Source organism: Clostridium sp. 10cd*, from assembly GCF_044336395.1.
In the GTDB taxonomy this organism is placed as follows: domain Bacteria; phylum Bacillota_I; class Bacilli_A; order Erysipelotrichales; family Erysipelotrichaceae; genus Clostridium_AQ; species Clostridium_AQ innocuum.
This window is the reverse complement of sequence record NZ_CP172347.1, coordinates 2290323-2314888: the sequence shown is the minus strand read 5'-3', so window position 1 is coordinate 2314888 and position 24566 is coordinate 2290323. Positions and strand designations below refer to the sequence as shown.

Below are 24566 nucleotides of genomic sequence, written 5' to 3'. Positions count from 1 at the left end.
TACATAGATAAGAGAAATGTATTAGAAAAATAGAATGCATTTTTATCTCCATGCTATCAAAACCCCAACATATCCAATGCGTTCATTAAACAAGCTGAATCTTACTTGTAAATTGTTATGTTGCTTAAGAATCTGTTTCTGTCCTTCCTCTGTAAAAACAGCTGCAGCACCTTTTGAATATACGATTGCCTGCAATAACATCGGCATCTACACTGGCCAGATAAGCAGGTTCCATGATTATAATTCCCACTCTGATGAATACTTTCATTCTCCATAATAGTATAGGTAGTCATTCCCTAAACCATGCATTACGCAGTATCAATATCAGCTATCCTTGTTATGAATGCAAACTGTTCCTTTCCCTATCCGGAACAGATTTTTTCTGATAACTTTCCTTCAAAACGATCTTTTCGAAGATCCTTCGGTATATTTGTCGGATACTCTCCATTAAAGCATGCTGCACAATATTCAGTTCCCTCTACCAATCTGCCTAATTTTTCAATCGGTAAGTATCCAAGAGAATCTACACCTAGGATTTCCTCTATTTCCCGTATGTTATGATGACAGGCAATCAGATTCTCTTCTGAATCAATATCTGTACCATAATAGCAGGGATGTAAAAATGGCGGTGCGGAAATTCTCATATGTATTTCTTTTGCGCCGGCATCTTTGAGTAGTTTTACAATACGTTTACTGGTTGTACCTCTGACAATGGAATCATCAATCAATACAACTCTTTTACCTTCTATAACATTTTTAACGGGGCTTAATTTTATTCTTACTTGATCTAGACGTTCATCCTGACCCGGAGAAATAAAGGTTCTACCAATATATTTGTTTTTTATTAAACCGATTCCATATGGTATTTTAGATGCATTTGCATAACCTAATGCTGCCTCCATGCCACTATCAGGAACTCCGATCACAACATCTGCATCTACAGGATAACTTTCTGCCAATAATTCACCGGCTTTACACCTTGACAATGATACCGAAATAGTATCTATTACAGAGTCCGGTCTGGCAAAATAAATATATTCAAAGATACAGGTCTTTCTCTTTTCTTTATTGCAGTGTTCTTTTCGAGATACGACATTTTCCTTACTAAAAACAACAATTTCTCCTGGGAGAACATCTCTTATGAAGACTGCTCCTACTGCAGATAATGCACAGCTCTCTGAAGCAACTACATACCTCCCATCCATCATCTTTCCATAGCATAACGGTCTGAATCCATGTGGATCTCTTGCCGCAATTAATTTGGTAGAAGACATTAGCACCAATGAATAAGCACCTTCCAAAGAATTCATTGCTTTACTTACCGCTTCTTCTATACTGGAAACCTTAAGTCTTTCTCTTGTAATAACATAAGCAATTGTCTCAGTATCACTTGTGGTATTAAAAATTGCACCGGATAGTTCTAATTTATCTCGAAGTTCCAATGAATTGCTCAGATTTCCATTATGTGCTATCGCCATTTTTCCCCTCTGATGATTTACTTCCATGGGTTGAGTATTACTACGGGTAGTTCCTCCTGTTGTTCCATATCTTACATGGCCGACCGCCATATTTCCTTTCGATAAACTTGATAGTGTATCTTTCGAAAATACCTCACTCACAAGTCCCAAATCCTTATATGATGAAAATACACCGTCGTCATTTACAACAATCCCACAGCTTTCCTGCCCCCGATGCTGTAGTGCATATAAACCATAATAAGCAATGTTTGCAACATTTTCCCTTTTAGTGCCAAAGATTCCAAACACGCCACATTCCTCATGTATCGCCATTCATTCATCTCCTTATTTCTATAAGCGCACATCATATCTGTCTTTTTCTAAATTCCGCTATCACCATAGTTAGAAAGAACTCTTGCCGATGGATCATTTACATGACAGCCGTCCCATTCTTTATTCGGCATCCAAAAGTCTACGATCATTTTGCTTTGTCCCGTATAATACTCTTCAAATATCTCACGGTATAGTAAAGATTCTTTTGTGAATGGCTGCGCATGATCATAGTTCTTACACTTGTCCTTAAACTCTGTATCTGTATATATTTCTTCAGCATATGCTTTCAGGTAATCAACCATAGAGTGTCCTACCGCATCTGAAAATGCAGCTTTTTCTCGCCACAGGATTTCATCAGGAAGATAATCTCCATCTTCGAAAGCATGACGAAGCAAATATTTTCCCTTTCCATATCGATTCATTTTCAGCTTGGGATCGATAGACATTACATACTTTACAAAATCTATATCCCCAAACGGGACCCTTGCTTCCAGAGAATTCACAGAGATACAGCGATCAGCTCGGAGCACATCATACATGTGGAGTTCTTTTATTCTCTTCTGTGATTCTAGTTGAAAAGCTTCCTCATCTGGCGCAAAATCTGTATATTTGTATCCGAATAATTCATCTGAAATTTCACCTGTTAATAAAACTCTGATATCCGTCTTTTCATGAATCGCTTTACATATCAGATACATTCCTATCGAAGCCCGAATCGTAGTAATATCAAAAGTACCCAATACATATATCACGGTTCTAAGCGATGCAATTACATCATCCGGTGTCATAAAAATCTCAGTATGATCACTTCCGATATGATTTGCCACCTGCTTTGCATATCTCAGGTCTATAGCATCTTCACGCATGCCTATTGCAAAAGTCTTGATTGCATCTTTCCTTTTTTTAGCTGCAATTGCACAAACTAAGGAAGAATCCAGTCCCCCTGAAAGTAAAAAACCAACTTTTGCATCTGCTACAAGACGTTTTTCCACACCTGAAACTAACTTTTTACGAATATTTCTACATACTTTTTCCAAATCATCTTCACAAACTTTTGCAGCTGTTGAAATATCCAGGTAACATATAAATTTCCCATCCTTATAATAGTGACCGGGAGGAAACGGCATGATATTTTCAACTATACCCACTAAATTCTTTGGCTCACTGGCAAAGATAATAGCCTCCTGCTTATCATAACCATAATATAATGGCCGTATACCGATCGGATCTCTTGCTGCGATATATTCTTCACGTTCCCCATCATAAATGATGCATGCAAATTCCGCATCCAGCATGGCAAACATAGCCGTACCATATTCCTTGTACATGGGCAAAATTATTTCACAATCTGAATCACTCTTGAATTCATACTTTCTTGACAGCCTGCTTCTAAGTTCCTCAAATCCATATATTTCTCCATTGCAAACAGCGTAACTTTTATCTGACTGAAAAGGCTGCATACCGGCGTCATGAAGCCCCATGATTGCCAAACGGTGAAAACCCAAATACCCCTTACCGGTATCAATCACTCTACTGTCATCAGGTCCCCTTGAAATCGTTGCCTCAAATCCTTTCATAAACGTATCATAGGCAGCACTGCGACTGCAATAACCCATTATAGAACACATATTTTTTCCTCCAAAATCAGTTTCAGCATTCTATAGGGCAAGTGCTGAACTCGCTGTGCCACCTATATTTTTTCTCATTTTCCAAGTCTTCAACAAGACTAGTTCCTTTACGCATAACGAAACGGCGCACCTACTAAGAATATCTTTTCAGATTGCAGCTCGAAAAGTGTTATTCGCATAGGCTCCACTATATGGCTCTCACTATCCCATACTCGCTGTGAGCAATCACCTATGTTACTTCTCTTTTCTCAAACGCTTTTATTTATTTTTAATCTATATCCTGAAGAGCATCGACCCCTTCTTCACCGGTACGAATCTTTACAGCATTCTCTACATCATAGACAAAAATCTTACCATCTCCGATGTGTCCTGTATAAAGTACTTTTTTCGCTACATCAATTACACTTCTTACCGGTATTTTACTTACTACGATATCCACTTGAACCTTCGGAAGTAGGGTAGTTTCTACCTGAACACCTCTATAATATTCCGGTTTCCCCTTCTGTACACCACATCCCAGTACATGGGAAACTGTCATTCCTTTAATACCGAGGTTCATCATAGATGTCTTTAATGCCTCAAGCTTATGTTCCTTACAGATAATTGCAATTTTTGTAATCTTAGGCATTCCATCAAGAAGACTCGGCATCTTTTTTACTTCAACCGCCTCGGCAACAGGAACACCTTGCGCCACCATTACCGGCTCATCACCGTCTTCTTCACTTATATCAGGAAGCATTGCATATCCTGCATAGGCGGTAAGCAAACCATGTTCTGAAATATCCAGACCTGTAAGCTCATCTTCTTTATCAGCTCTAAGTCCAAGCGTGTGTTTGATAACAAGAAACACAATGGTAATGACAATTGCCACATATGCTGTTACCGATATTACACCTAATGTCTGAACCTGAAAGAAATGTAAACCACCTCCATAGAATAAACCTTTTTCAGTAGTAACGCCTGTTGCGAATAATCCGGTTAGAACCGTACCCACTGCTCCGCAGACACAATGAACGGATACCGCACCAACAGGATCATCAATTTTAACAACCTTATCAAAAAATTCTATTGATAATACTACTAAAATACCACATACGATACCGATACCGGCTGCTCCCACTGAGGAGACGGCATCACAACCTGCAGTTACACCAACTAGACCAGCAAGGGCTGCATTGTAAGTCATTGATACATCCGGTTTCTTATATCGTACCCAGGTAAAAATCATAGTAGTACAACAAGCCACTGCTGCGGCTATGTTTGTATTGAAAAATACACGTCCTGCGGTTTCCATTAATGCATCACTATCCATACCGGCAGTAGATGCACCATTGAAACCAAACCAACAGAACCAAAGAATAAATACACCAAGAGCCGCAAATGTAATGTTATGTCCTAAGATTGCTTTTGGCTTACCATTCTTATCATATTTACCGATACGTGGTCCTAGAATAGCAGCTCCGATCATTGCACAGACCCCCCCCAACATATGGACTGCGGTTGAACCTGCAAAATCATGGAATCCAAGCTCTGATAGCCATCCCCCACCCCAGATCCAATGTCCGGAAACAGGATAAATCAACAATGAAATGGCAGCAGAGTAAATACAATATGCACTGAATTTTGTTCTCTCTGCCATGGCTCCGGAAACAATGGTCGCAGATGTTGCACAGAACACGGTCTGGAAAATTGCAAAAGCCCAAAGCGGCACACCCGATGGAAGTATATGGCCGTAATCTCCTTTGATAAGGGGATCAAATGATCCCACGATACCGTTTCCTGCACCAAACATAATGCCAAATCCTACTAACCAAAATGCAGGTGTACCTATACAGAAATCCATTAAATTCTTCATAAGAATATTACCTGTATTTTTAGCTCTGGTAAATCCTGCCTCACAGAGTGAAAAACCCGCTTGCATAAAGAATACCAATGCAGCTCCAACAAGTACCCAAATCGTGTTCACCGGACTATATAACATAATTTTCATCCCTCTTTCTTTATTTATTTCACACTAAACAAAATATCCCCATAGGAAGGATACGGCCAATATTCCTTTGATGTAAGCATTTCCGCTTCATCACAAGCAATCCTAAGCTCGCTCATCTTTCTTAGTATCTCATCTCTAATCATGACAGATTCTTCTATGATTCCTCTGACATCCTGAATTTCCACAAGAGAGGTCTTTAGCTCATCAACAGCCATGTCAATCTTGTCTGTAAGGATAGATAACTTTTTTACTAAACCTGTTTCATATGCACATGGAATAGAATCATCAAAACTTTTCTTTATGGAAGCATTTTTCGCCAGACTTGCGGTAAATTTTTCAACCGCCGGAGCAATGGAGCATTTTGCCATTACCACCATAGTGTTTGCCTCAATAATAACGGTCTTACAGTAGTTATCAAGCATGATTTCCATTCTTGATTCCAATTCTCTTTCAGTAAATACTTTATGAGATATAAGCATATCCACATTTTTTTTATCCATTAAATGTGGCATGCAATCCGCTGTTGTACAGTAATTCAAAAGTCCTCTCTTTTCTGTAGCTTCCTTGATCCAATTGTCATCATATCCATTGCCATTGAAGATGATTCTCTTGTGATCCTTAATGGTTTTCTTAATCATTTCATGAAGTGCTGATTCAAAATCTTCTACACCTTCTAATCGGTCCGCATAAATCTTCAAAGACTCCGCGACTGCCGCATTCAACATAATATTTGCACAAGCTATGCTGTTTGATGAGCCAAGCATACGGAATTCGAATTTATTACCGGTAAAGGCAAATGGTGATGTTCGATTACGATCTGTCGTATCTTTTGTAAATCTAGGAAGTACACTTACTCCCAGTTTCATCTTCGTTTTTCCGGCTGCTATATATGGTGCATCTGTTTCGATTGCTTCTAAAATCGCATTCAGTTCATCACCTAAAAACATCGATACTACAGCAGGAGGAGCCTCATTGGCGCCTAATCTGTGATCGTTTTCCGCTGTTGCGACAGAAATACGAAGTAAATCCTGATAATCATCGACTGCCTTGATAACTGCACATAGAAATAATAGGAATTGTGCATTTTCATATGGCGTTTCCCCCGGTGAAAGAAGATTCACACCGGTATCTGTTGCAAGGGACCAGTTATTATGCTTACCGGAGCCATTCACTCCTGCAAAAGGCTTTTCATGAAGTAAACAAACCAAACCATGTCTGATAGCAACCTTTTGCATAATCTCCATGGTAAGCTGATTGTGATCAGTAGCAATGTTTGTTGTAGTATAAATAGGCGCTAATTCATGCTGTGCCGGAGCCACTTCATTATGTTCGGTCTTTGCGAGAATTCCCAACTTCCATAGTTCATCATTTAAATCCTCCATGAATGCCGCAACCTTCGGCTTAATGACACCAAAGTAGTGGTCATCCATTTCCTGTCCCTTTGGAGGCTTTACACCGAAAAGTGTTCTACCTGTATATTGAAGATCCGGGCGCTTATCAAACATCTCCTTAGTAATCAAGAAATATTCCTGTTCCGGCCCTACCGAAGTACGCACATATTTTACATCCTCATTTCCGAATAAACGTAAAATCCGAAGAGCCTGCTTATTCAGTGCTTCCATAGAACGAAGTAATGGAGTTTTCTTATCCAAGGCTTCCCCACCATAAGAACAGAATGCAGTAGGAATACATAATGTCTTACCCTTAATAAATGCATAAGATGTAGGATCCCATGCAGTATATCCTCTTGCTTCGAAAGTTGCTCGAAGTCCTCCGGATGGAAACGATGATGCATCAGGCTCTCCCTTAATCATTTCTTTTCCTGAAAATTCCATAATAACTCCACCATCCGGTGAAGGACTTATAAAGCTATCATGCTTTTCTGCGGTAATTCCGGTGAGAGGCTGAAACCAGTGTGTGTAATGAGTAGCTCCATTTGCCACTGCCCAATCTTTCATGGCGTCAGCTACCGCATTTGCCACGCTGATATCCAACCGTTCTCCTCCATCAATCGTTTTCTTCAATGACTGATATACTTCTGCAGATAAAGTTGCTTTCATTACCCTATCATCAAACACCAGACTACCAAAATACTCCGAAACATTCTTCATAATGTTTTCCTCCTTTTCTATCTGTCCTTCTTTTATACTATTTATCATAAAAGAAAGGCGTCTTACATGCTGTATATGCATGAAAGACGCCTTTGCCTTTACTTCTTATATAATTTATACAATACCTTGTGCACTCATGGCATCTGCAACTCTTTCAAATCCGGCAATATTCGCGCCTAATACATAATTCCCCTTTGCTCCATATCTTTCTGCAGCATCCGATATATTATGACATATGGTTACCATGATATCTTTTAATTTAGAGTCCACTTCTTCAAATGACCAGCTCATTCTCATACTGTTTTGAGACATCTCCAAAGCAGATGTTGCAACACCGCCAGCATTCGCTGCCTTACCCGGGGCAAAAATAACATCATTATTCTGTAAATATTGAGTAGCTTTTAGTGTGGTAGGCATATTTGCACCTTCACATACAGCTAAACAGCCATTTGCTACCAACTGTTTTGCATCTTCCAACGTAAGTTCATTCTGAGTTGCACACGGTAGTGCCAAATCTACCTTTACAGACCATACACCACGACCTTCATGGTATTCTGAATTCGGGCGATAACTCTTATATTCCGATAGTCTTGCTCTCTTAACTTCCTTGATTTCCTTAAGAACTCTAACATCAATCCCGTCGGCATCATATACCCATCCGGTAGAATCACTTACTGTCACGACCTTCGCCCCTAATTGCAGCGCTTTTTCTATAGCATAGATTGCAACATTTCCTGAACCGGAAACCGCAACTGTCTTTCCTTTAAGTGAAATGCCATTTAGCTTCAACAATTCCTCAGTCAAATATAATAAACCATAACCTGTAGCTTCGCTTCTTGCCAAAGATCCACCATAGCTTAAACCTTTTCCAGTAAGAACCCCCTCATATACTCCGCGAATTTTCTTATACTGACCAAACAAATAACCGATTTCTCTCGCACCGGTACCGATATCCCCTGCCGGAACATCCGTATCTGCGCCTATGTACTTGCAAAGCTCTGTCATAAAACTCTGACAAAATGCCATGATTTCTCGATCTGACTTCCCCTTAGGATCAAAATCAGAACCACCCTTACCACCACCAATCGGTAAACCTGTAAGTGCATTTTTGAAAATTTGTTCAAATCCCAGAAACTTAATGATACTTAAGTTTACAGAACGATGCAGTCTAAGACCTCCTTTATATGGTCCGATTGCACTATTAAACTGAACACGGTACCCGGTATTAACTTGAACTTGTCCCTTATCATCTATCCAAGGTACTCTGAATATAATCTGTCTCTCGGGATGAACCAGACGCTCAAGTAGGGCATCCTTTCGATACTTTTCTTCATTTGCATCTACCACAACTCTTAAAGACTCCAGTACCTCTTTCACAGCCTGATGGAATTCCGGCTCAGCAGGATTCTTTTTTACTACGTGTTCAATCACTTCATCAACATATGTCATACCATGTTTCTCCTCTCTTACACTACTTTGTCTCCTAAAATAAAAAAGGCAAAGATTCTTCAAGGTATATTCCTCAAAGACACCATTGCCTTTACGCTTACAGACTATACACCCGTTTTTTTCATTTGTCAATCACCTTTTTTCATTCATTTTCTGAAAACAAATCTTTTTGTTGACAAAAACTGTAAACAGGTGTATAAATTTTTTAAGTGAGCAAAGGCGTTCATTTAAAGAACAGGTAAGTTTCTGTTTAAATGAGCGTCTTTGTTTTTTTGTTATATTTGAAAGGAAGGATGTAGTTCTATGAAGAAAGAAGGTCAAATACGAATCCCGTCCGGATGTGCTATTGCTGCTGTCATTTCCAAAGAAGGAAACAGAATGTCCGGAGAAATGATTATAGATTCCATGAAACCCATGCATGAGCGTTCAAATGGGTTAGGAGGCGGTTTTACCGGATACGGTATTTATCCTCAGTATAAGGATTTTTATGCATTCCATATGTTTTATGACTGCAGAACCACGAGAAAAAAATGTGAATCTTTTCTGAAGGAACACTTTGAAATTATTCATTCTGAACTGATTCCCACATGTAAGATTCCTACCATTACAGATGAACCTATTATTTGGCGATATTTTGTTGATCCTCTGAAATCCGTTATGACAACCATGCAATTAGACGAGAAGGAATTCGTAGCCAGAACTGTTATGAAAATCAATACAGATATGCCCGGTGCCCATGTTTTTTCCAGTGGTAAAAATATGGGAACATTTAAGGCTGTCGGCTTTCCCGAAGATGTGGGTGTGTTTTATAAATTAGAAGAATATGAAGGATATTCCTGGATTGCTCATGGGCGCTATCCTACAAATACACCTGGATGGTGGGGAGGAGCACACCCCTTTACTCTGCTTGATTATTCTATTGTTCATAATGGTGAAATATCCTCTTATGATGCAAATAGACGTTTTATTGAAATGTTCGGATATAAATGTACCTTACAGACAGATACAGAAGTGATTACATATATGATGGATTATCTTCTTCGCGTACAGGAACTTACTTTAGAAGAGGTTGCCAATGTGATTGCAGCACCTTTTTGGAGCACCATTTTTACTGAAAGCAACTTAGAACTACGTGATAAATTAAAATACCTGAGAACCATCTTTTCCAGTCTCTTGATAACAGGTCCGTTTTCTATTGTTTTCGGTTTTAACGGAGGATTGATGGCTCTTAATGATCGTCTTAAACTACGCTCGATGGTTGTTGGCGAAAAAGACGATAAAGTGTTGATTGCCAGTGAGGAGGCAGCAATACGCATGATGGAGCCCCATGCAGAAAACATTTGGGCACCTGATGGCGGAGAACCAGTTATCGTTAAAGTGAAGGAAGGTGCAAATGAATGGGCTTAGAATTTATATATCCTGAATTTGAAGTTGTCAGAGATGAAACCAGATGTACCCATTGCCGTATATGTGAACAACAATGTGCGAATGAGGTTCACTATTTTGACGAAGAAAAAAGCATGATGAAATGTGATGACACGAATTGCGTAAATTGCCAGCGCTGTGTTAGCCTCTGCCCTACTAGAGCTTTAAAAATTGTAAAAACCAATTGTACTTTACGTGAAAACGCCAACTGGCAAAATGATGTTATAAAAGAAATTTACAAACAAGCAAATAGCGGAGGTGTTCTTCTGTCCTCCATGGGTAATCCAAAGCCACTTCCTGTTTTTTGGGACAATATACTTATGAACGCTTCTCAAGTCACAAACCCCTCCATTGACCCTCTGCGTGAACCAATGGAGACACGGGTTTATCTTGGTAAAAAGCCGGAAAAGATCAAGCGTCTTTCAAATGGCAAGCTCTCTTGTAAATTACCGCCGCAACTAGAGCTATCCATGCCGTTACTGTTTTCTGCAATGAGTTATGGCTCCATCAGCTACAATGCTCATAAATCACTTGCTCTTGCTGCTACAGAGCTTGGCATTTTATATAATACCGGAGAAGGTGGTTTGCATGAAGATTTTTATTGCTATGGCGAGCATACAATTGTCCAAGTGGCATCCGGACGTTTTGGTGTACACGAACAATTTCTGAATACAGGAGCTGCAATTGAAATTAAAATGGGACAGGGTGCTAAACCGGGAATCGGTGGACATTTGCCTGGAACCAAAATTGTCGGTGATGTATCTCGTACTCGAATGATACCTGAAGGCTCTGATGCCATTTCTCCGGCTCCCCACCATGACATCTACTCAATTGAAGATTTAAGACAACTTGTTTTTTCCCTAAAAGAAGCCACAGCGTATAAAAAACCTATTATCGTTAAAGTAGCTGCTGTGCATAATATTGCCGCTATTGCCAGTGGTATTGCCCGTAGTGGTGCAGATATCATTGCCATTGACGGATTCCGTGGCGGTACAGGTGCCGCTCCAACCAGAGTACGTGACAGTGTAGGTATTCCAATCGAACTGGCATTGGCCGCAGTTGATCAAAGACTTAGAGATGAAGGAATTCGCAACAATGTATCTTTAGTGGTCGGTGGTAGTATCCGAAATGCCGCTGATGTAGTAAAAGCAATCGCATTAGGTGCTGATGCATGTTATATCGCCACTGCCGCTTTACTTGCCCTAGGCTGCCATCTTTGCCGGACATGCCAAAGTGGTAAGTGTAATTGGGGAATTGCCACGCAGAATCCTGATCTTGTAAAACGACTCGATCCAGAAATTGGAAGTAAACGGTTAGTAAACGTAATGAAGGCATGGCAACATGAAATCAAAGAACTAATGGGTGGTATGGGAATTAATTCTATAGAAGCACTGCGTGGTAACCGTCTGATGCTTCGTGGAATTGGTCTAAACGAAAAAGAATTAGAAATTCTCGGTATCTCCTATGCAGGTGAATAAACGGCTTATTTGGATTTTAACAGAGAAATGATACATCTGTTAGCATCGATTTTGAGACATTAAAAAGACATTCTAAAGAAACTCGTAAAAATGTGATGGGAGGTATGCTATAATGCAATTGATAAATGCTACAGGTTTAGATTACAAAACAATAAATGAAATGATCCGTAAAACGGATGATAGCTACACTATAAAAGCATGCTGTGGACAACGCTTTATCGGAGCCGGTATGTCTAATAAAAATATCACCATACTAGGGATTCCCGGAAATGCCCTCGGTGCATATTTAAATGACGCAGTCATTACAGTAAATGCAAACGCACAAGATGCAGTCGGTGATACCATGAATGAAGGAAAAATCATCATTCATGGTAATATCGGTGATGCTGCCGGCTATGCTATGCGTGGTGGTAAAATCTATGTAAAAGGCAATGCCGGTTATCGTGCCGGCATCCATATGAAGGCATACAAACGTAAGATTCCTGTCATGATCATCGGCGGTTCTGCAGGAAGTTTCTTAGGTGAGTATCAGGCAGGGGGAATCATTATTGTTTTAGGCTTAAATTCTAAGACTGAGCATATTGTCGGTCATTTCCCATGTACAGGCATGCATGGTGGTAAAATATATCTACGTGGGAATTATGATACTATTAACTTGCCAAAACAGGTTACAGCCAAAGTAGCAACTTCAGATGATATGAAAGAAATCGAAGAATACCTTTGTGAATATTGTCTTGATTTAGGACAGGATCTAGAAACTATATTAAATGCCTCTTTTACCGTCATTACTCCTGACAGCAAAAATCCATATAAGCAAATGTATGTAGCAAATTAAAAGAAAGTAGGTACGCTTATGAAGTATTCAAAACAAGAAATTTTACAGTATGTGAGTGAAGAAGATGTTAAATTTATAAGACTTGCTTTTTGTGATGTATTTGGCAAACAAAAAAATATATCCATTATGCCGGAAGAACTTCCTCATGCTTTTGAGGATGGCATTGCCATTGACGCCTCCGCTATTGCCGGCTTCGGCGATGAAACACATTCTGATTTACTTCTTCATCCTGATGCAGATACATTAATGCCTCTGCCGTGGAGACCGGAACATGGACGAGTTGTTCGATTGTTCTGCAATATATCGTATCCTGATGGAAGGGCGTTTGAATGTGATACTCGCTCTATACTGAAAAAAGCGATTCAGGTTGCAGATAAGGCAGGTATTCATTTTTACTTTGGTGCTGAGCAGGAATTCTACCTTTTTACAGTAAGTGAAACTGGAGAAGCCACAAAAAACCCATATGATAATGCCGGATATATGGACATTGCCCCGGATGACCGAGGTGAAAACATTCGACGTGAAATTTGTCTTACTTTAGAACAAATGGGTATTTATCCCGAACGTTCTCATCATGAACAAGGTCCCGGGCAAAACGAAATTGATTTTCGCTACTCTGATCCACTTACAGCCGCAGATAATGCAATGACCTTTCAAACAGTTGTGAAAACCGTTGCCGGATGTAATGGATTGATAGCTGATTTTAGCCCTAAACCACTAGCTGATAAACCAGGCAACGGTTTTCATATTAACATTTCAGCTAAGGCAGATGATAATTCAGATTATTTACACCAGATTATTGCGGGCATTCTTGCAAAAGTTTGTGATATGACTCTTTTTCTAAATCCATTAAATTGCTCTTATCAAAGATTCGGTAACGATAAAGCACCACAGTATATTTCTTGGTCTAGTGAAAACCGTTCGCAACTGATACGAATTCCCGCTGCAGTAGGAAAATATCGTCGAGCTGAACTTCGTTCCCCCGATCCGACAGCCAATAGTTATTTAGCATTTGCATTAATGATATATGCCGGACTCTATGGTATTCAGAATCACTTGCAATTAGCAGAACCTACAGATATCAATCTTTACAAAGCTAATGCAGATGTACTTTCAAAGTTCAAAATGTTACCATCTTCATTAAGAGATGCCTGTGAATCAGCCCTTAACAGTGATTTCATCAAACAACATATTCCCAATGAAATATTAGAAATATACTGTCATAGATAATATCAATAAGTGGAAGGAGGAATGCAGCATGAGTCTAAAAGAGCGTTGCTATAGCATACTTATCGTATCAGCAACAGATAGTTTTACTTCTGCCATCGGCGTGTTGTTTCCTGAATCCAGATATACTCCTATACATAACGCAACCACTATCAATGTGGCGAAAAGAATGATTGCTGAGCGATCCTACGATTTTGTTATTATCAATTCTCCATTATCAGATGATATTGGGACACGTTTTGCAATTGACACATGCACTCTAAAGCATACCGCTGTATTGCTCTTAGTAAAGGCCGATATACATGCCACCATTCACGATAAAGTTGCTGAACACGGTGTGTTTACATTACCAAAACCAACCTCCAAAGCGATTTTAATACAAGCACTTTACTGGATGGAAAGTATGCGTGAACGTCTAAGACAATTTGAGAAGAAATCAGTCTCTATTGAGGAAAAAATGGCAGAAATACGTATTGTCAATAAAGCAAAATGGCTATTAATCAGCGAATTGAAAATGAGCGAATCAGATGCTCATCGTTACATAGAAAAACAGGCGATGGATCAATGTATAACAAAAAGAAGCATTGCAGAGGATATCATTAAAACCTACTCTTAGATCAACAAAGTCCAAAGTATAGTGATTTTCTTACTATTGGACTTTTTTACTATGCCATCCTAATCGACGGATTCAATACATTATTCTTATCCTTAATGTGATAATGCGCATTCCTATGGAATATATCAACTTTAAACAGAAGCAGGGATAAATAAAAAGCAAAAACAATATTCAGAAGATCTAAGTTGTTTCTACGAACTCATTGTCTTCACAATTTTACCTTTCTGTTTTTATTTATAAAATACACCGAGCTTGAACGCCTTCTTCTCTACCCTGAACTCTCATTTTTTACCTCGTGTTGCCTTGATGCTGATTTGATTGATCACAAAATGTATAGCATTTGCAATATTTTCCTCAATATTTCTCTAGTTGGAGCCGTTTAAATCGTTGAATTGATAAGAAGCTGATTTAATATACTCATTCTATCATTTTTTACATACTTGTCCCAATTTCCTAATTCTGTTCATATCTTTATATTTTAAATCCTTATCCGAAAATATTTACCTAAATCACCTAGAGCCAACTTTTTTATCAAATATGAACGTAGGGCAAGCGTTGGATTTATTACGAGGGATCATATACGGTCACCTACCCCTTTAAAGCACGAAGGGTAATGGAGCGCACGATGATTCAAATTTTGTCAATCCTGAGGAAAAAAAGACATTTATACTTTTTGGATTCTTACTTAAGCTTGCAAATTTTCAACTTCTAATTTACGAACAATCAATTAAGAACCACTTTTTGTATAAATGCATCTTTTTTATTCCTTTAACTTAATGACATTGGCTAAAACTCTTCCTCATCAAATCCTTCATCCAGATCACTGCTGTATTCTTCCATATAGCCTGCCTGTTCATCGGCGTCTGCACTGACTCTGCACAAGGCATACAGCAGAACGAACAGGAAGAAGACAGCTGCAATACCTACGATCCATAGTACACTTGTCATCATATCCCTCTTTTCTGCTTCTATTGTATGTGTCTATGCAGAAGTCATGCGTTCGTTTACACGCCAAGTTCTGGCAATCAGGCAAGTGTATCGCTAAACGCCTTCATAAAGATATCCAGATAATTCAGCTGCTCCACGTCCTGATCAACACCGACTGGAGCCTCCATCGTATAGCCGTCACTCATCGTGATTTTCACCGTTCCGATAGCTTCCATAGCCTTATAGGGAGGCGTGTCTTTGGTAATCGTGATCTCCTTCTTTTGCTCTTTTGGTTCGCTTCCCTTTTCAAATACATAGACAAGATCCTTCAGGGTGACCAGATTGACACTGGAGGGCTTGCCGTTTTCCATCGTATAAGTCTTCAGCTTTGTTCCCTTCGGATACAGCAGTCCCTGTGCATACTGAGAAAAGCCATAGTCCAGCATCTGCTTGATTTCCGCATTGCGCTGCTTGCTGCTGGGTTCACCCATGGCTACAGCCACCAGACGCAGGTCCTTTTTCTTTGCCGTTACGGTTATACAGGACATAGCCTCTGTCGTAAAGCCTGTTTTCAGCCCGTCCACACCCTCATACTGCTTCAGCAGCTTATTGGTATTGACCAGCCAGAATTTCTTGTCCGTATTCTCGCGGATGTAGGCATCATAGGTGGAGGTGATACGCAACAGCTCCTCCCCGCCCTCGGCAATCAGAGCACGGGCGATAATCGACATATCCTTTGCACAGGTATAATGCTCGGGATCGTGCAATCCTGTCGCATTCATGAAGTGTGAATTGCTCAGCTTCAGCTCCTTTGCCTTGTCATTCATCATCGCCACGAAATGATCATTGCTGCCGCCTACTTTTTCCGCCATTGCCACCATGGCATCGTTTGCACTGGCGATACAGATGGATTTCACCATATCGCGCACACTCATGGATTCTCCAGGCTCCAGAAACACCTGACTGCCTCCCATACTTGCAGCATACTCGCTTGCCGATACAGATTCATCCCAGCTGATTTTCTTGTCATGGAGTGCTTCAAAGATAAGCAGCAGACCCATCATCTTCGTCATGCTGGCCGGATACAGCTTATCCGTTTCATGCTTGGCATAGATCACTTTGCCGGTTGTGTTCTCGACCAGATATGCCGCTTTGGCACTCGGTGCGAGATCCTGCGCATTCTGAGCAGGCTCCTGTTTTGTTTTGTCATCCTGTGCGTGAATCTGCTGGGGAAGCAGACCCATGCAAAGACATATACTCAGACACAGTACAATAAGTTTTTTCATTTGCATCTACCTCACTAAAGTATATGGGGAAAGTGATGGCTTATGTCAAAAGAACAGGAAAAAAGGAAGGATCTGCTTTCTATAACAGTGACAGCACGCATATTTCATTTTGATGACAGCACAACCAGACAAAAAAAGACGCATCGCCATCCTTTTCAGAATATACGGATACGATTCACGTCTTTTCTTGTGAATGATGTTTCGCAGCTATATGCTAACGCCCGGTCTGCTTCTTGCTTTTTTTATGCATGCCCGGTATACCGGCACGCGTCATTTCCCGAATATTAAGCACTTCCTCCAGCTTATCCTTACTCATCAGACCATTTTCCAGAATCAGCTCCTTCAGCTTCCGATTTTCCTTCAGGGCCAGCTTTGCCATTCTGCTTGCCTGTGCGTACCCAATATGAGGAGCCAGTGCTGTTGCTGTACCGAGGGAGTTCTCCATGACCTCTTTGCAATGTTCCGTATTGGCCTGTATGCCCATAACGGCATGTATACGCAGAGTATGACAGGCATTGCGCAGCAGGTCTATGGATTGAAACAGATTGAAAAACAGAACCGGTTCGAAAACATTCAGCTCCATCTGTCCGGCCTCCGCAGCCTTCGTAATTGTTACATCGTTACCGAATACCTGAAAGCAGACCTGATTGCATACCTCAGGAATGACGGGATTTACCTTACCCGGCATAATGCTGCTTCCCGGCTGCCTTGCCGGCAGAACGATTTCCGCAAGTCCCGTTTTGGGACCGCTGGCCATCAGACGAAGATCATTGCACATCTTTGATAAGGAAACACAGAGCGTTTTCAGGGAAGCATGCGCAAAAACAAAGGGGTCTACATTTCTGGTGCCATCGATAAGATCACGTGCACTCGTCAGCTCAATCTGCGTAATATCACACAGATGCTTTACACAGATGCGTTTGTAGCGTTCATCCGTATTGATGCCTGTACCGACAGCAGTTGCTCCCATATTTACGGATTTCAAATTGGAAAAAGCCACTTTGATCCTTCGGATGTCACGCACAATTGCCGTCGCAAAGGCATGAAACTCCTGTCCCATGCGTATCGGTACCGCATCCTGCAGATGTGTACGTCCCAGCTTGATGACATCATTAAATTCAATACTTTTGTCCAGCAGTGCCTCCTGCAGCAGCATCAGCTCCTCCAACAGGTCTTCAACCAGAAATAAGGCTGTCAGCTTTCCGGCAGTCGGAAATACATCATTGGTAGACTGACCGAAATTCACATGATCATTGGGATGTATGTAATCATAGACACCCAGCGCCTTCCCTGCCAGCTGAGCGGCACGGTTTGCCACAACCTCGTTGGCATTCATGTTGGTGCTTGTTCCTGCACCACCCTGTATGACATCCGTGATAAACCAGCAATCGAGCTTTCCCTGAATGATTTCATCACAGGCCGCTATGATATACCCTGTCCTCTCATCATCCAGATGCCCGCATTCGTGATTGGCCATGGCACAGGCCTTTTTGATCATGCCCAGCGAACGAATCATCGCCGGATGTGTCCGCAGGTGTGTGATGGGGAAATTCTGTGTTGCACGCACCGTCTGTACTCCATATAATGCATCACAGGGTACCTGCACCTCCCCCAAGGAATCTTTTTCAATCCGAAATTGTGTCGTCATATTCTCCATCTCCATTGTATTTTCTTTATCTTTATTATACTACGAAAGCGCTTTATTTTCCTGTGCTACCCGTATAAAATTTTCTAATTTCTAAAATAAGCCGCTTTATACATGCTTCAAAGTTCCAAATTTCTGATTCACTGCTTATACACAGATTCGAATCCCCCTATAATCATTAAAATAGGCCGGTACCTCCTGCATGCTTCGGTATATGCCGTTTCTTTAATGAACGCCCTGCTCCTGTTTTCTATGCTTTTCCTTTCTATGTTATCAAAAGATACAAAAAAATGAAATGCCTGTATCATTCCATTTTTTGTATGATAAACTCCTGAAAAGCTCTCAGCTCAATGCAGGATGCCTGCAACACATGCACACTGCAATTTTGTTTCTGAAGGCTCTGTACCAAAGCAGAGCCGCCATCACTATCCTTACGGTAATGACTTCCCCGCAGCATGTACATGGGAAGAATTGCCACGCTTTCCTCTCTCCAAGGCAGTATGCAATCCATTGTCTGCTTTTCATGAACGGCATGGAAATGGACATCCTCTTTCATAAGTCCCTGCAGCAGTTCACTGAATGCTCCGTCTACACACGAATGATAGATAACAAGCAGATTGGCACAGCCGCTTTCCCTGCGTACCTCCTGCAGACATTGCCAAACCTCTGAGCGCTCTTGAAACATAAGCGGCTTTACCCGTACATTCTCACTCTTTATGGAAAGAAGACGGCTGTAATAGCGGCCGTTTTGAAACAGCATCGGCACCAGGGTGACCGGAATATGCAGGGACTTAACGATTTGCAGCCATTGCGCAACCGGCTGTGCCGATGTATCACTGACACCTTCGAAGAGAAATGCCGCTGCAGCTACAAGATTTGTTTTCCTGTGCTCTATGGCGGCACAAAAGTTCTCCAGTTCCTGAGACACATCCTCCTTCACTCCATGAAAGCATACCAGCTGCAGGCCTTTCCCCTGCAGGGCCTGCTCTATACAATACAGATCACGCTGAGACAGTCTTACCAGACGGGAAAGCAGCTGCGGGCGTTCCTCCTTCTGGATATGCTGCAGGATATATTGACGCAGCTTGCGCAGCATGGCGATACGGGAAGCATAGTTCTTTTTCACAACAGCATTCATTTCCTTCAGCATCTGACGGGCAAGCAGCGGACTTGCCCCTTTTGTCCCTGCCGCAAGCACATACTCCGCTGTTTCCTCCACAGCCAGGGCATGCATGCTGGCACCGCAATTCTGCCGGACACTCATTGCAAAGATACCTGCCTGCTTGGCATCCTCGCATATCTGCCTATTGCTGATCAAATCATCACAGCAGGCAAGGACCAGCATCTTCCCCTGCAGCTGCTGCGGGCGATAGGAATCGGTTATGCACGGATAAGCAGCCCCTTGAAAGCATGCATCAAACTGCTTTGCGATAACGACAAGCTCTGCCCCCTCCTGCTCCAGCTGACAGCACTTGCGATAGGCGATGCGACCTCCTCCGATGACCAGAACCGCTACACCCTGCAGCGACAGCTGTACACACAGACTCATATAAGCTGTTTTAATGCTTCTCGCATAATCTGCAGGGTATGATCCAGTTCTTCATACGTATGGGCAGTAGAAAGAAACATTGCTTCATATGGCGATGGTGCAATCAAAATGCCATGATCATAGAGATAGCGGAAATAGCGCTCGAACAATGTCACATCGCAGGTCTGCACATCCGTAAAGCTGTGAATGCTCTGTCGGGTAAAAAACAGGGTCAGCAAACTTCCCGCCTGATGAAGCTGATACGGCAGCTTCATCTCCTGTAGAATTGTCTGCATACCTTCCTTCAAATACGCCCCCTTCTCCTCAAGCTCAGTATAAGTTTCGGGATGCTCCTTCAGATATCGCAAAAGACGGCAGCCCAGGTGCATCGCCAGCGGATTACCGGATAGCGTACCTGCCTGATACACCGGTCCGCTGGGACTTACCGATTGCATAATGTCCGCTCTGCCGCCATACGCACCAACCGGAAGTCCGGCTCCGATGATTTTTCCGAAGCAGGCCATATCCGGTACGATTCCATACAGCTCTGCAGCTCCGCCATACCGTACACGAAAGCCGCTGATCACCTCATCAAAAATCAATACGATGCCATGTACGTCACATAGTCTGCGCAATCCCTGAAGAAATTGAGGTTCTGCTTTCACCACACCCATATTTCCTGCAATCGGCTCCAGTATAACTGCGGCAATCTGCTGTTCATTCGCTTTGATTACTGCCTCCACATTCTCCAGATCATTGTAGCTGCATACAAGGGTATGCTTTACAACATCCGCCGGAACACCGGGGCTGGTAGGCGTTGCGAATGTCAATGCTCCGGAACCGCTTTTCACCAGCAGGCCATCACTGTGTCCGTGATAACAGCCTTCAAATTTGATTATTTTATCTCTTCCTGTAAAGCCGCGGGCAGTCCGTATGGCAGACATGGTTGCTTCTGTGCCGGAATTCACCATACGTACCATGGCAAGACCGGGATAGGCATCCGTGATCAGCCGGGCAAGCTCCACCTCCTGCGCTGTGCAAAGGCCGAAGCTGATGCCCTTTTGAATAACCTCCTCCAGATGCCCGCTAAGCAGCGGATGGGCATGTCCCAGAATCATCGGTCCCCAGGAACCGATATAATCCAGATAGGTGTTGCCATCCACATCCACGATATGGGATCCATAGGCATGATCCGCAAACAGACAATCCGCATGGGCGCTGGAAAAGGAGCGTACCGGTGAATTCACACCCCCGGGCATCAGCGCACAGGCCTCATGAAACAGGGCAAGACTCGATGTATGCTTCATATCACTGCACCCCCTCATCAATTTTACGGGCGAGATACAAAGCAAAATAGGTGATGATCAAATCGGCACCTGCGCGCTTCATTGCCAGAATGCTTTCAAAGATTGCTTCCTCGCGAACCAGGCCCTGATCCACCGCCATTTTCAGCATGGCATATTCTCCGCTGACATTATAAACTGCCAGCGGCAGGGAGAACTGCTCCTTCGCTTCTCTGACAATATCCAGATAGGCAAGCGCCGGCTTCACCATCAAAACATCAGCGCCCTCATCCACATCCGCCTGCAGCTCCCGCAATGCCTCTTCCCTGTTTGCATAATCCATCTGATAGCCCTTTCGATCCCCAAAGCTCGGTGCAGAATTGGCAGCAGCTCGAAACGGTCCGTAGAAGCTGGAGGCATACTTTGCGCTATAGCCCATAATGGCAACATTCTGAAAGCCTGCACTGTCCAGTGTCTGTCGAATGGATGCTATATGACCATCCATCATATCACTTGGCGCAACCATATCGATGCCTGCCTGTGCATAGCTGAGTGCAATGCGGTTCAGATAGGACAGCGTTTCATCATTCATCACATCTCCCTCGGCATTGAGAATGCCGCAATGACCGTGGTCGGTATATTCACACATGCACACATCCCCAATCACATAGATTTCCGGTGCATACGACTTGATAAAGCGAATCGCCCTCTGTACGATACCATCCTGTGCATACGCCTGAGTGCCACAGGCATCCTTATGATTCGGAATACCGAACAGGATACAGGACAGAACCTGCGCTCCTCTCATTTCATCCAGAGCCTCACACAGACGATCAATGGAATAATGATAAACCCCGGGCAGTGTTTCAATTTCCCGGCATATATTTTCGCCTTCCACAACAAACAGTGGATATATCAAATCTCTTTTCGTCAGTACCGTTTCCTTCATCATGGAACGGATAACCTGGTTTTTTCGCAGTCTTCTTCCTCTATACATGTGCTTCCTCCTCTATGATACAGGTGCCGAACAGCCCTTTATCCGCTTTCGGCAGCTCGATAATATGTTGACAGCCATAGCTGCGTAATGCTCTTGTAGTATGTGCTCCCATGGAATAGACCTTCAGCTCAGTAACATCCTGACACTCCATGAGCCTTCCAAGACAGGCATGCACATGGAAGCTGCATGTGAACAGCGCTCCGTCATAAACGTGCTGCGGCAGGTCAAAGGGCAGCTCTTGCACCGTATAGGCCTTGCAAAGTGATACATGTGCATGCTCCTGCAGCTGCTCAAACAGCACACGATTATCATTGTCCGCCTTCACAAGCACGAGACGGTCATTTTTTGAAATATGCTTTTGCAGCTCCAGTGCCAGATGCTCGCTGTCCTCCTGCTGCGGCTGTATGTCCGCCTGTATGCCATAGCGGGCCAGCACCTGCCTGCTTTTCTCACCCACCACGGCGATTTTAACAGTAGAAAGCTGACGTACATCCTGTCTGCGCTGCACCAGCTGTGTAAAGAAAATCTCAATGGCATTGCGGCTTGAAAATACAAGAATATCTGTTTCCTGCAGATTGACATCATCCAAAAGAGCTGGGTTTGCACAAATCCTTCCTGTTGTTATGCAATCAACGGCAGCACCCAAATCCTGCAGCTCAAGCTGCAGCTCTCGCTTCGCATCGGCAAACTGAGGAAGCAGGTAGCGTTTTTGAAACAAGGGACGCCGTTTCATGAAATTCAATTCCTCCTGCAAATTGATTACCCCGCCTATAACAATCAGTGCGGGAGAAACAATTGCGGAAAGATCTCTGTCTTCGATATCCTTTAGCGTTGCCGTCACCATCGTCTGTGTCGCACGGCCGGCATTGCTGACAAGTGCAATCGGTGTATTTGGATTACGCCCTGCCTGCATAAGTCCGGATACGATTGCGGACAGCTGTTGCAGCCCCATATAGAAAATCAGCGTATCCCGGGTATGTGCCATGCCTGCGTAATCAAGGTCGCTCATGGTGCCCGCTTTGCCATGTGCACTCATCAGGCGGGCACCACTGGCATAATCGCGATGCGTAATCGGAATACCGGCAAATGCCAGACCGCCGATTCCGCTGGATATTCCGGGTATGATTTCAAACGGTACATGGGCCTGCGCCAATGCCTGTGCTTCTTCCCCGACACGACCGAACACACAGGGGTCCCCTCCCTTGAGCCGTACAACCGTATCAAACCGGGCCGCCTTCTCAATCATCAGACGCTGAATCTCCTCCTGTGCCATGGCATGCTTCCCTGCCTTTTTGCCAACATAAATGCAGTCACAGTGCTTTGGTGCAAATGTCAGGATTTCAGGATCCAGCAGACGATCATACAAAATGCAGTCCGCTTTTTGAATCATCCGCATCGCACGCAGTGTCAGCAGCTCCCAAGTGCCGCAGCCGGCTCCGGTAAGATAAATCATAGACCTTCCTCCACTTTTTTCCGTAGGCGCTGCGCCGCTTCAATGGCCATCGCCTGTGCCTGTGCTCTTGGTCCGCTCACATGCAGATCAAACAGCCTGGCTCCATCCTCACTGCCATAGACCGCAAACAGCTCTGCATCAGCCTCATGTAGTATGCATCTGGCGCCCAGCGGTGTATGACAGCCACCGTTGAGCTCCTGTAGAAAGGCACGCTCGGCACAGACCTCCTCATCCACACGCTTTGTACACAGTGCATTGACAAGCTCCACAAGGTCATTCCTCTTTTTGTGCACCTCTATGGCAATCGCCCCCTGTGCAACCGCCGGTACCATGATATGCTCTGGCAGGGTTTGAGTTATATACTGTGCAAGCTGCAGCCGCTTTAATCCGGCAGCTGCCAGAACGATACCATCCAGCTGCTGATCCTCCAGCTTTTTCAGCCGTGTTTCGATATTTCCGCGTATGCCGACGATTTCCAAATCCTCACGCTGCCGCAAAAGCTGAAACCTGCGTCGCTTGCTTCCTGTTGCGATGCGGGCATGCAGGGGCAGTGACTCCAGAGATGTTGCATTACGCAGTACGAGGACATCGCGTGCATCCTCTCGTAAAAGCGTTTCGGTAAAGCACAGACGCTCATCCAGCACCGAAGGCATATCCTTCATGCTGTGTACAGCAAGATCAATCGTATGCTCCAGCAGCTGCTGCTCTATTTCCTTTACAAAGATTCCCTTATCCTTCATCTGGTCCAATGCCACATGCTGGATACGGTCCCCCTTTGTGGTAATCACACAGATTTCAAAGCTATGCTGGGGATACGCCTTTTCCAGCAGTGCCTTTACCTCGTTGCATTGAGCCAGCGCCAGCGCACTTCCTCTGGTTCCCATTCGTATATGCATGA

The 24566-nt window shown here is 43.0% G+C and carries 18 protein-coding genes; 5 read left to right on the top strand and 13 right to left on the bottom strand.

The features are described 5' to 3' along the window. Nucleotides 1-362 precede the first annotated feature (362 nt). The 5 genes from purF to gdhA all read right to left on the bottom strand — a co-directional run bounded on the left by purF (nt 363) and on the right by gdhA (nt 8968). The gene (gene purF / locus ACG3M1_RS11405) at nt 363-1790 is read right to left on the bottom strand and encodes an amidophosphoribosyltransferase (RefSeq protein ID WP_008817377.1); all 1428 of its coding nucleotides are present in this window, start codon (nt 1788-1790) and stop codon (nt 363-365) included. 47 nt (nt 1791-1837) lie between these two features. Beyond that, complete coding sequence (asnB, locus tag ACG3M1_RS11400; protein ID WP_008817378.1) at nt 1838-3418, bottom strand: asparagine synthase B; 1581 nt, start codon at nt 3416-3418, stop codon at nt 1838-1840. Between the two features lie 268 nt (nt 3419-3686). Then, nucleotides 3687-5408: an ammonium transporter gene (locus ACG3M1_RS11395; RefSeq protein WP_247230830.1), complete on the bottom strand. Its 1722-nt coding sequence runs from the start codon at nt 5406-5408 to the stop codon at nt 3687-3689. A 14-nt stretch (nt 5409-5422) separates the two neighbouring features. Continuing rightward, on the bottom strand, nt 5423-7519 hold the full coding sequence (locus ACG3M1_RS11390) for a glutamine synthetase III (protein WP_008817380.1): 2097 nt from the start codon (nt 7517-7519) through the stop codon (nt 5423-5425). Between the two features lie 114 nt (nt 7520-7633). Beyond that, a complete protein-coding gene (gene gdhA, locus ACG3M1_RS11385; protein WP_008817381.1) occupies nt 7634-8968 on the bottom strand; it encodes an NADP-specific glutamate dehydrogenase in 1335 nt (444 codons plus the stop codon). Between the two features lie 303 nt (nt 8969-9271). On the opposite strand from gdhA, the gene ACG3M1_RS11380 reads away from it, so the two are divergent. The 5 genes from ACG3M1_RS11380 to ACG3M1_RS11360 all read left to right on the top strand — a co-directional run bounded on the left by ACG3M1_RS11380 (nt 9272) and on the right by ACG3M1_RS11360 (nt 14549). Further along, nucleotides 9272-10375 carry a class II glutamine amidotransferase gene (locus ACG3M1_RS11380; protein ID WP_008817382.1) on the top strand — a complete coding sequence of 368 codons (1104 nt, stop codon included), beginning with the start codon at nt 9272-9274 and terminating at the stop codon, nt 10373-10375. Further along, nucleotides 10366-11871: a glutamate synthase-related protein gene (locus tag ACG3M1_RS11375; RefSeq protein WP_008817383.1), complete on the top strand. Its 1506-nt coding sequence runs from the start codon at nt 10366-10368 to the stop codon at nt 11869-11871. The genes ACG3M1_RS11380 and ACG3M1_RS11375 overlap by 10 nt, the downstream gene beginning before the upstream one ends. A 112-nt stretch (nt 11872-11983) precedes the next feature. Then, nucleotides 11984-12706 carry a glutamate synthase gene (locus ACG3M1_RS11370; protein ID WP_002608852.1) on the top strand — a complete coding sequence of 241 codons (723 nt, stop codon included), beginning with the start codon at nt 11984-11986 and terminating at the stop codon, nt 12704-12706. 18 nt (nt 12707-12724) lie between these two features. Next, a complete protein-coding gene (locus ACG3M1_RS11365; RefSeq protein WP_008817384.1) occupies nt 12725-13936 on the top strand; it encodes a glutamine synthetase family protein in 1212 nt (403 codons plus the stop codon). Nucleotides 13937-13964: 28 nt separating this feature from the next. Then, the gene (locus tag ACG3M1_RS11360; protein WP_008817385.1) at nt 13965-14549 is read left to right on the top strand and encodes an ANTAR domain-containing response regulator; all 585 of its coding nucleotides are present in this window, start codon (nt 13965-13967) and stop codon (nt 14547-14549) included. Between the two features lie 786 nt (nt 14550-15335). Here ACG3M1_RS11360 and ACG3M1_RS11355 read toward each other — a convergent pair. From ACG3M1_RS11355 to hemC, 8 genes are all read right to left on the bottom strand, one after another. Further along, on the bottom strand, nt 15336-15497 hold the full coding sequence (locus tag ACG3M1_RS11355) for a hypothetical protein (protein WP_002608849.1): 162 nt from the start codon (nt 15495-15497) through the stop codon (nt 15336-15338). A gap of 77 nt (nt 15498-15574) precedes the next feature. Further along, nucleotides 15575-16762, bottom strand: coding sequence for a D-alanyl-D-alanine carboxypeptidase family protein (locus tag ACG3M1_RS11350; RefSeq protein WP_008817387.1), 1188 nt, complete (start codon nt 16760-16762; stop codon nt 15575-15577). A gap of 214 nt (nt 16763-16976) precedes the next feature. Next, a complete protein-coding gene (locus ACG3M1_RS11345) occupies nt 16977-18410 on the bottom strand; it encodes an aspartate ammonia-lyase (protein WP_008817388.1) in 1434 nt (477 codons plus the stop codon). A gap of 301 nt (nt 18411-18711) precedes the next feature. Continuing rightward, the gene (locus ACG3M1_RS11340) at nt 18712-19956 is read right to left on the bottom strand and encodes a precorrin-2 dehydrogenase/sirohydrochlorin ferrochelatase family protein (RefSeq protein ID WP_008817389.1); all 1245 of its coding nucleotides are present in this window, start codon (nt 19954-19956) and stop codon (nt 18712-18714) included. After that, complete coding sequence (hemL, locus tag ACG3M1_RS11335; RefSeq protein ID WP_009269185.1) at nt 19953-21242, bottom strand: glutamate-1-semialdehyde 2,1-aminomutase; 1290 nt, start codon at nt 21240-21242, stop codon at nt 19953-19955. Before hemL ends, ACG3M1_RS11340 begins: the two co-directional genes overlap by 4 nt. Before the next feature lies 1 nt (nt 21243). Next, complete coding sequence (gene hemB, locus ACG3M1_RS11330; protein ID WP_008817391.1) at nt 21244-22215, bottom strand: porphobilinogen synthase; 972 nt, start codon at nt 22213-22215, stop codon at nt 21244-21246. Then, nucleotides 22208-23668, bottom strand: a complete 1461-nt coding sequence (cobA, locus tag ACG3M1_RS11325) for a uroporphyrinogen-III C-methyltransferase (protein WP_008817392.1) — start codon at nt 23666-23668, stop codon at nt 22208-22210. The genes hemB and cobA overlap by 8 nt, the downstream gene beginning before the upstream one ends. Then, nucleotides 23665-24564, bottom strand: a complete 900-nt coding sequence (hemC, locus tag ACG3M1_RS11320; protein WP_008817393.1) for a hydroxymethylbilane synthase — start codon at nt 24562-24564, stop codon at nt 23665-23667. Before hemC ends, cobA begins: the two co-directional genes overlap by 4 nt. Nucleotides 24565-24566: the final 2 nt, after the last annotated feature.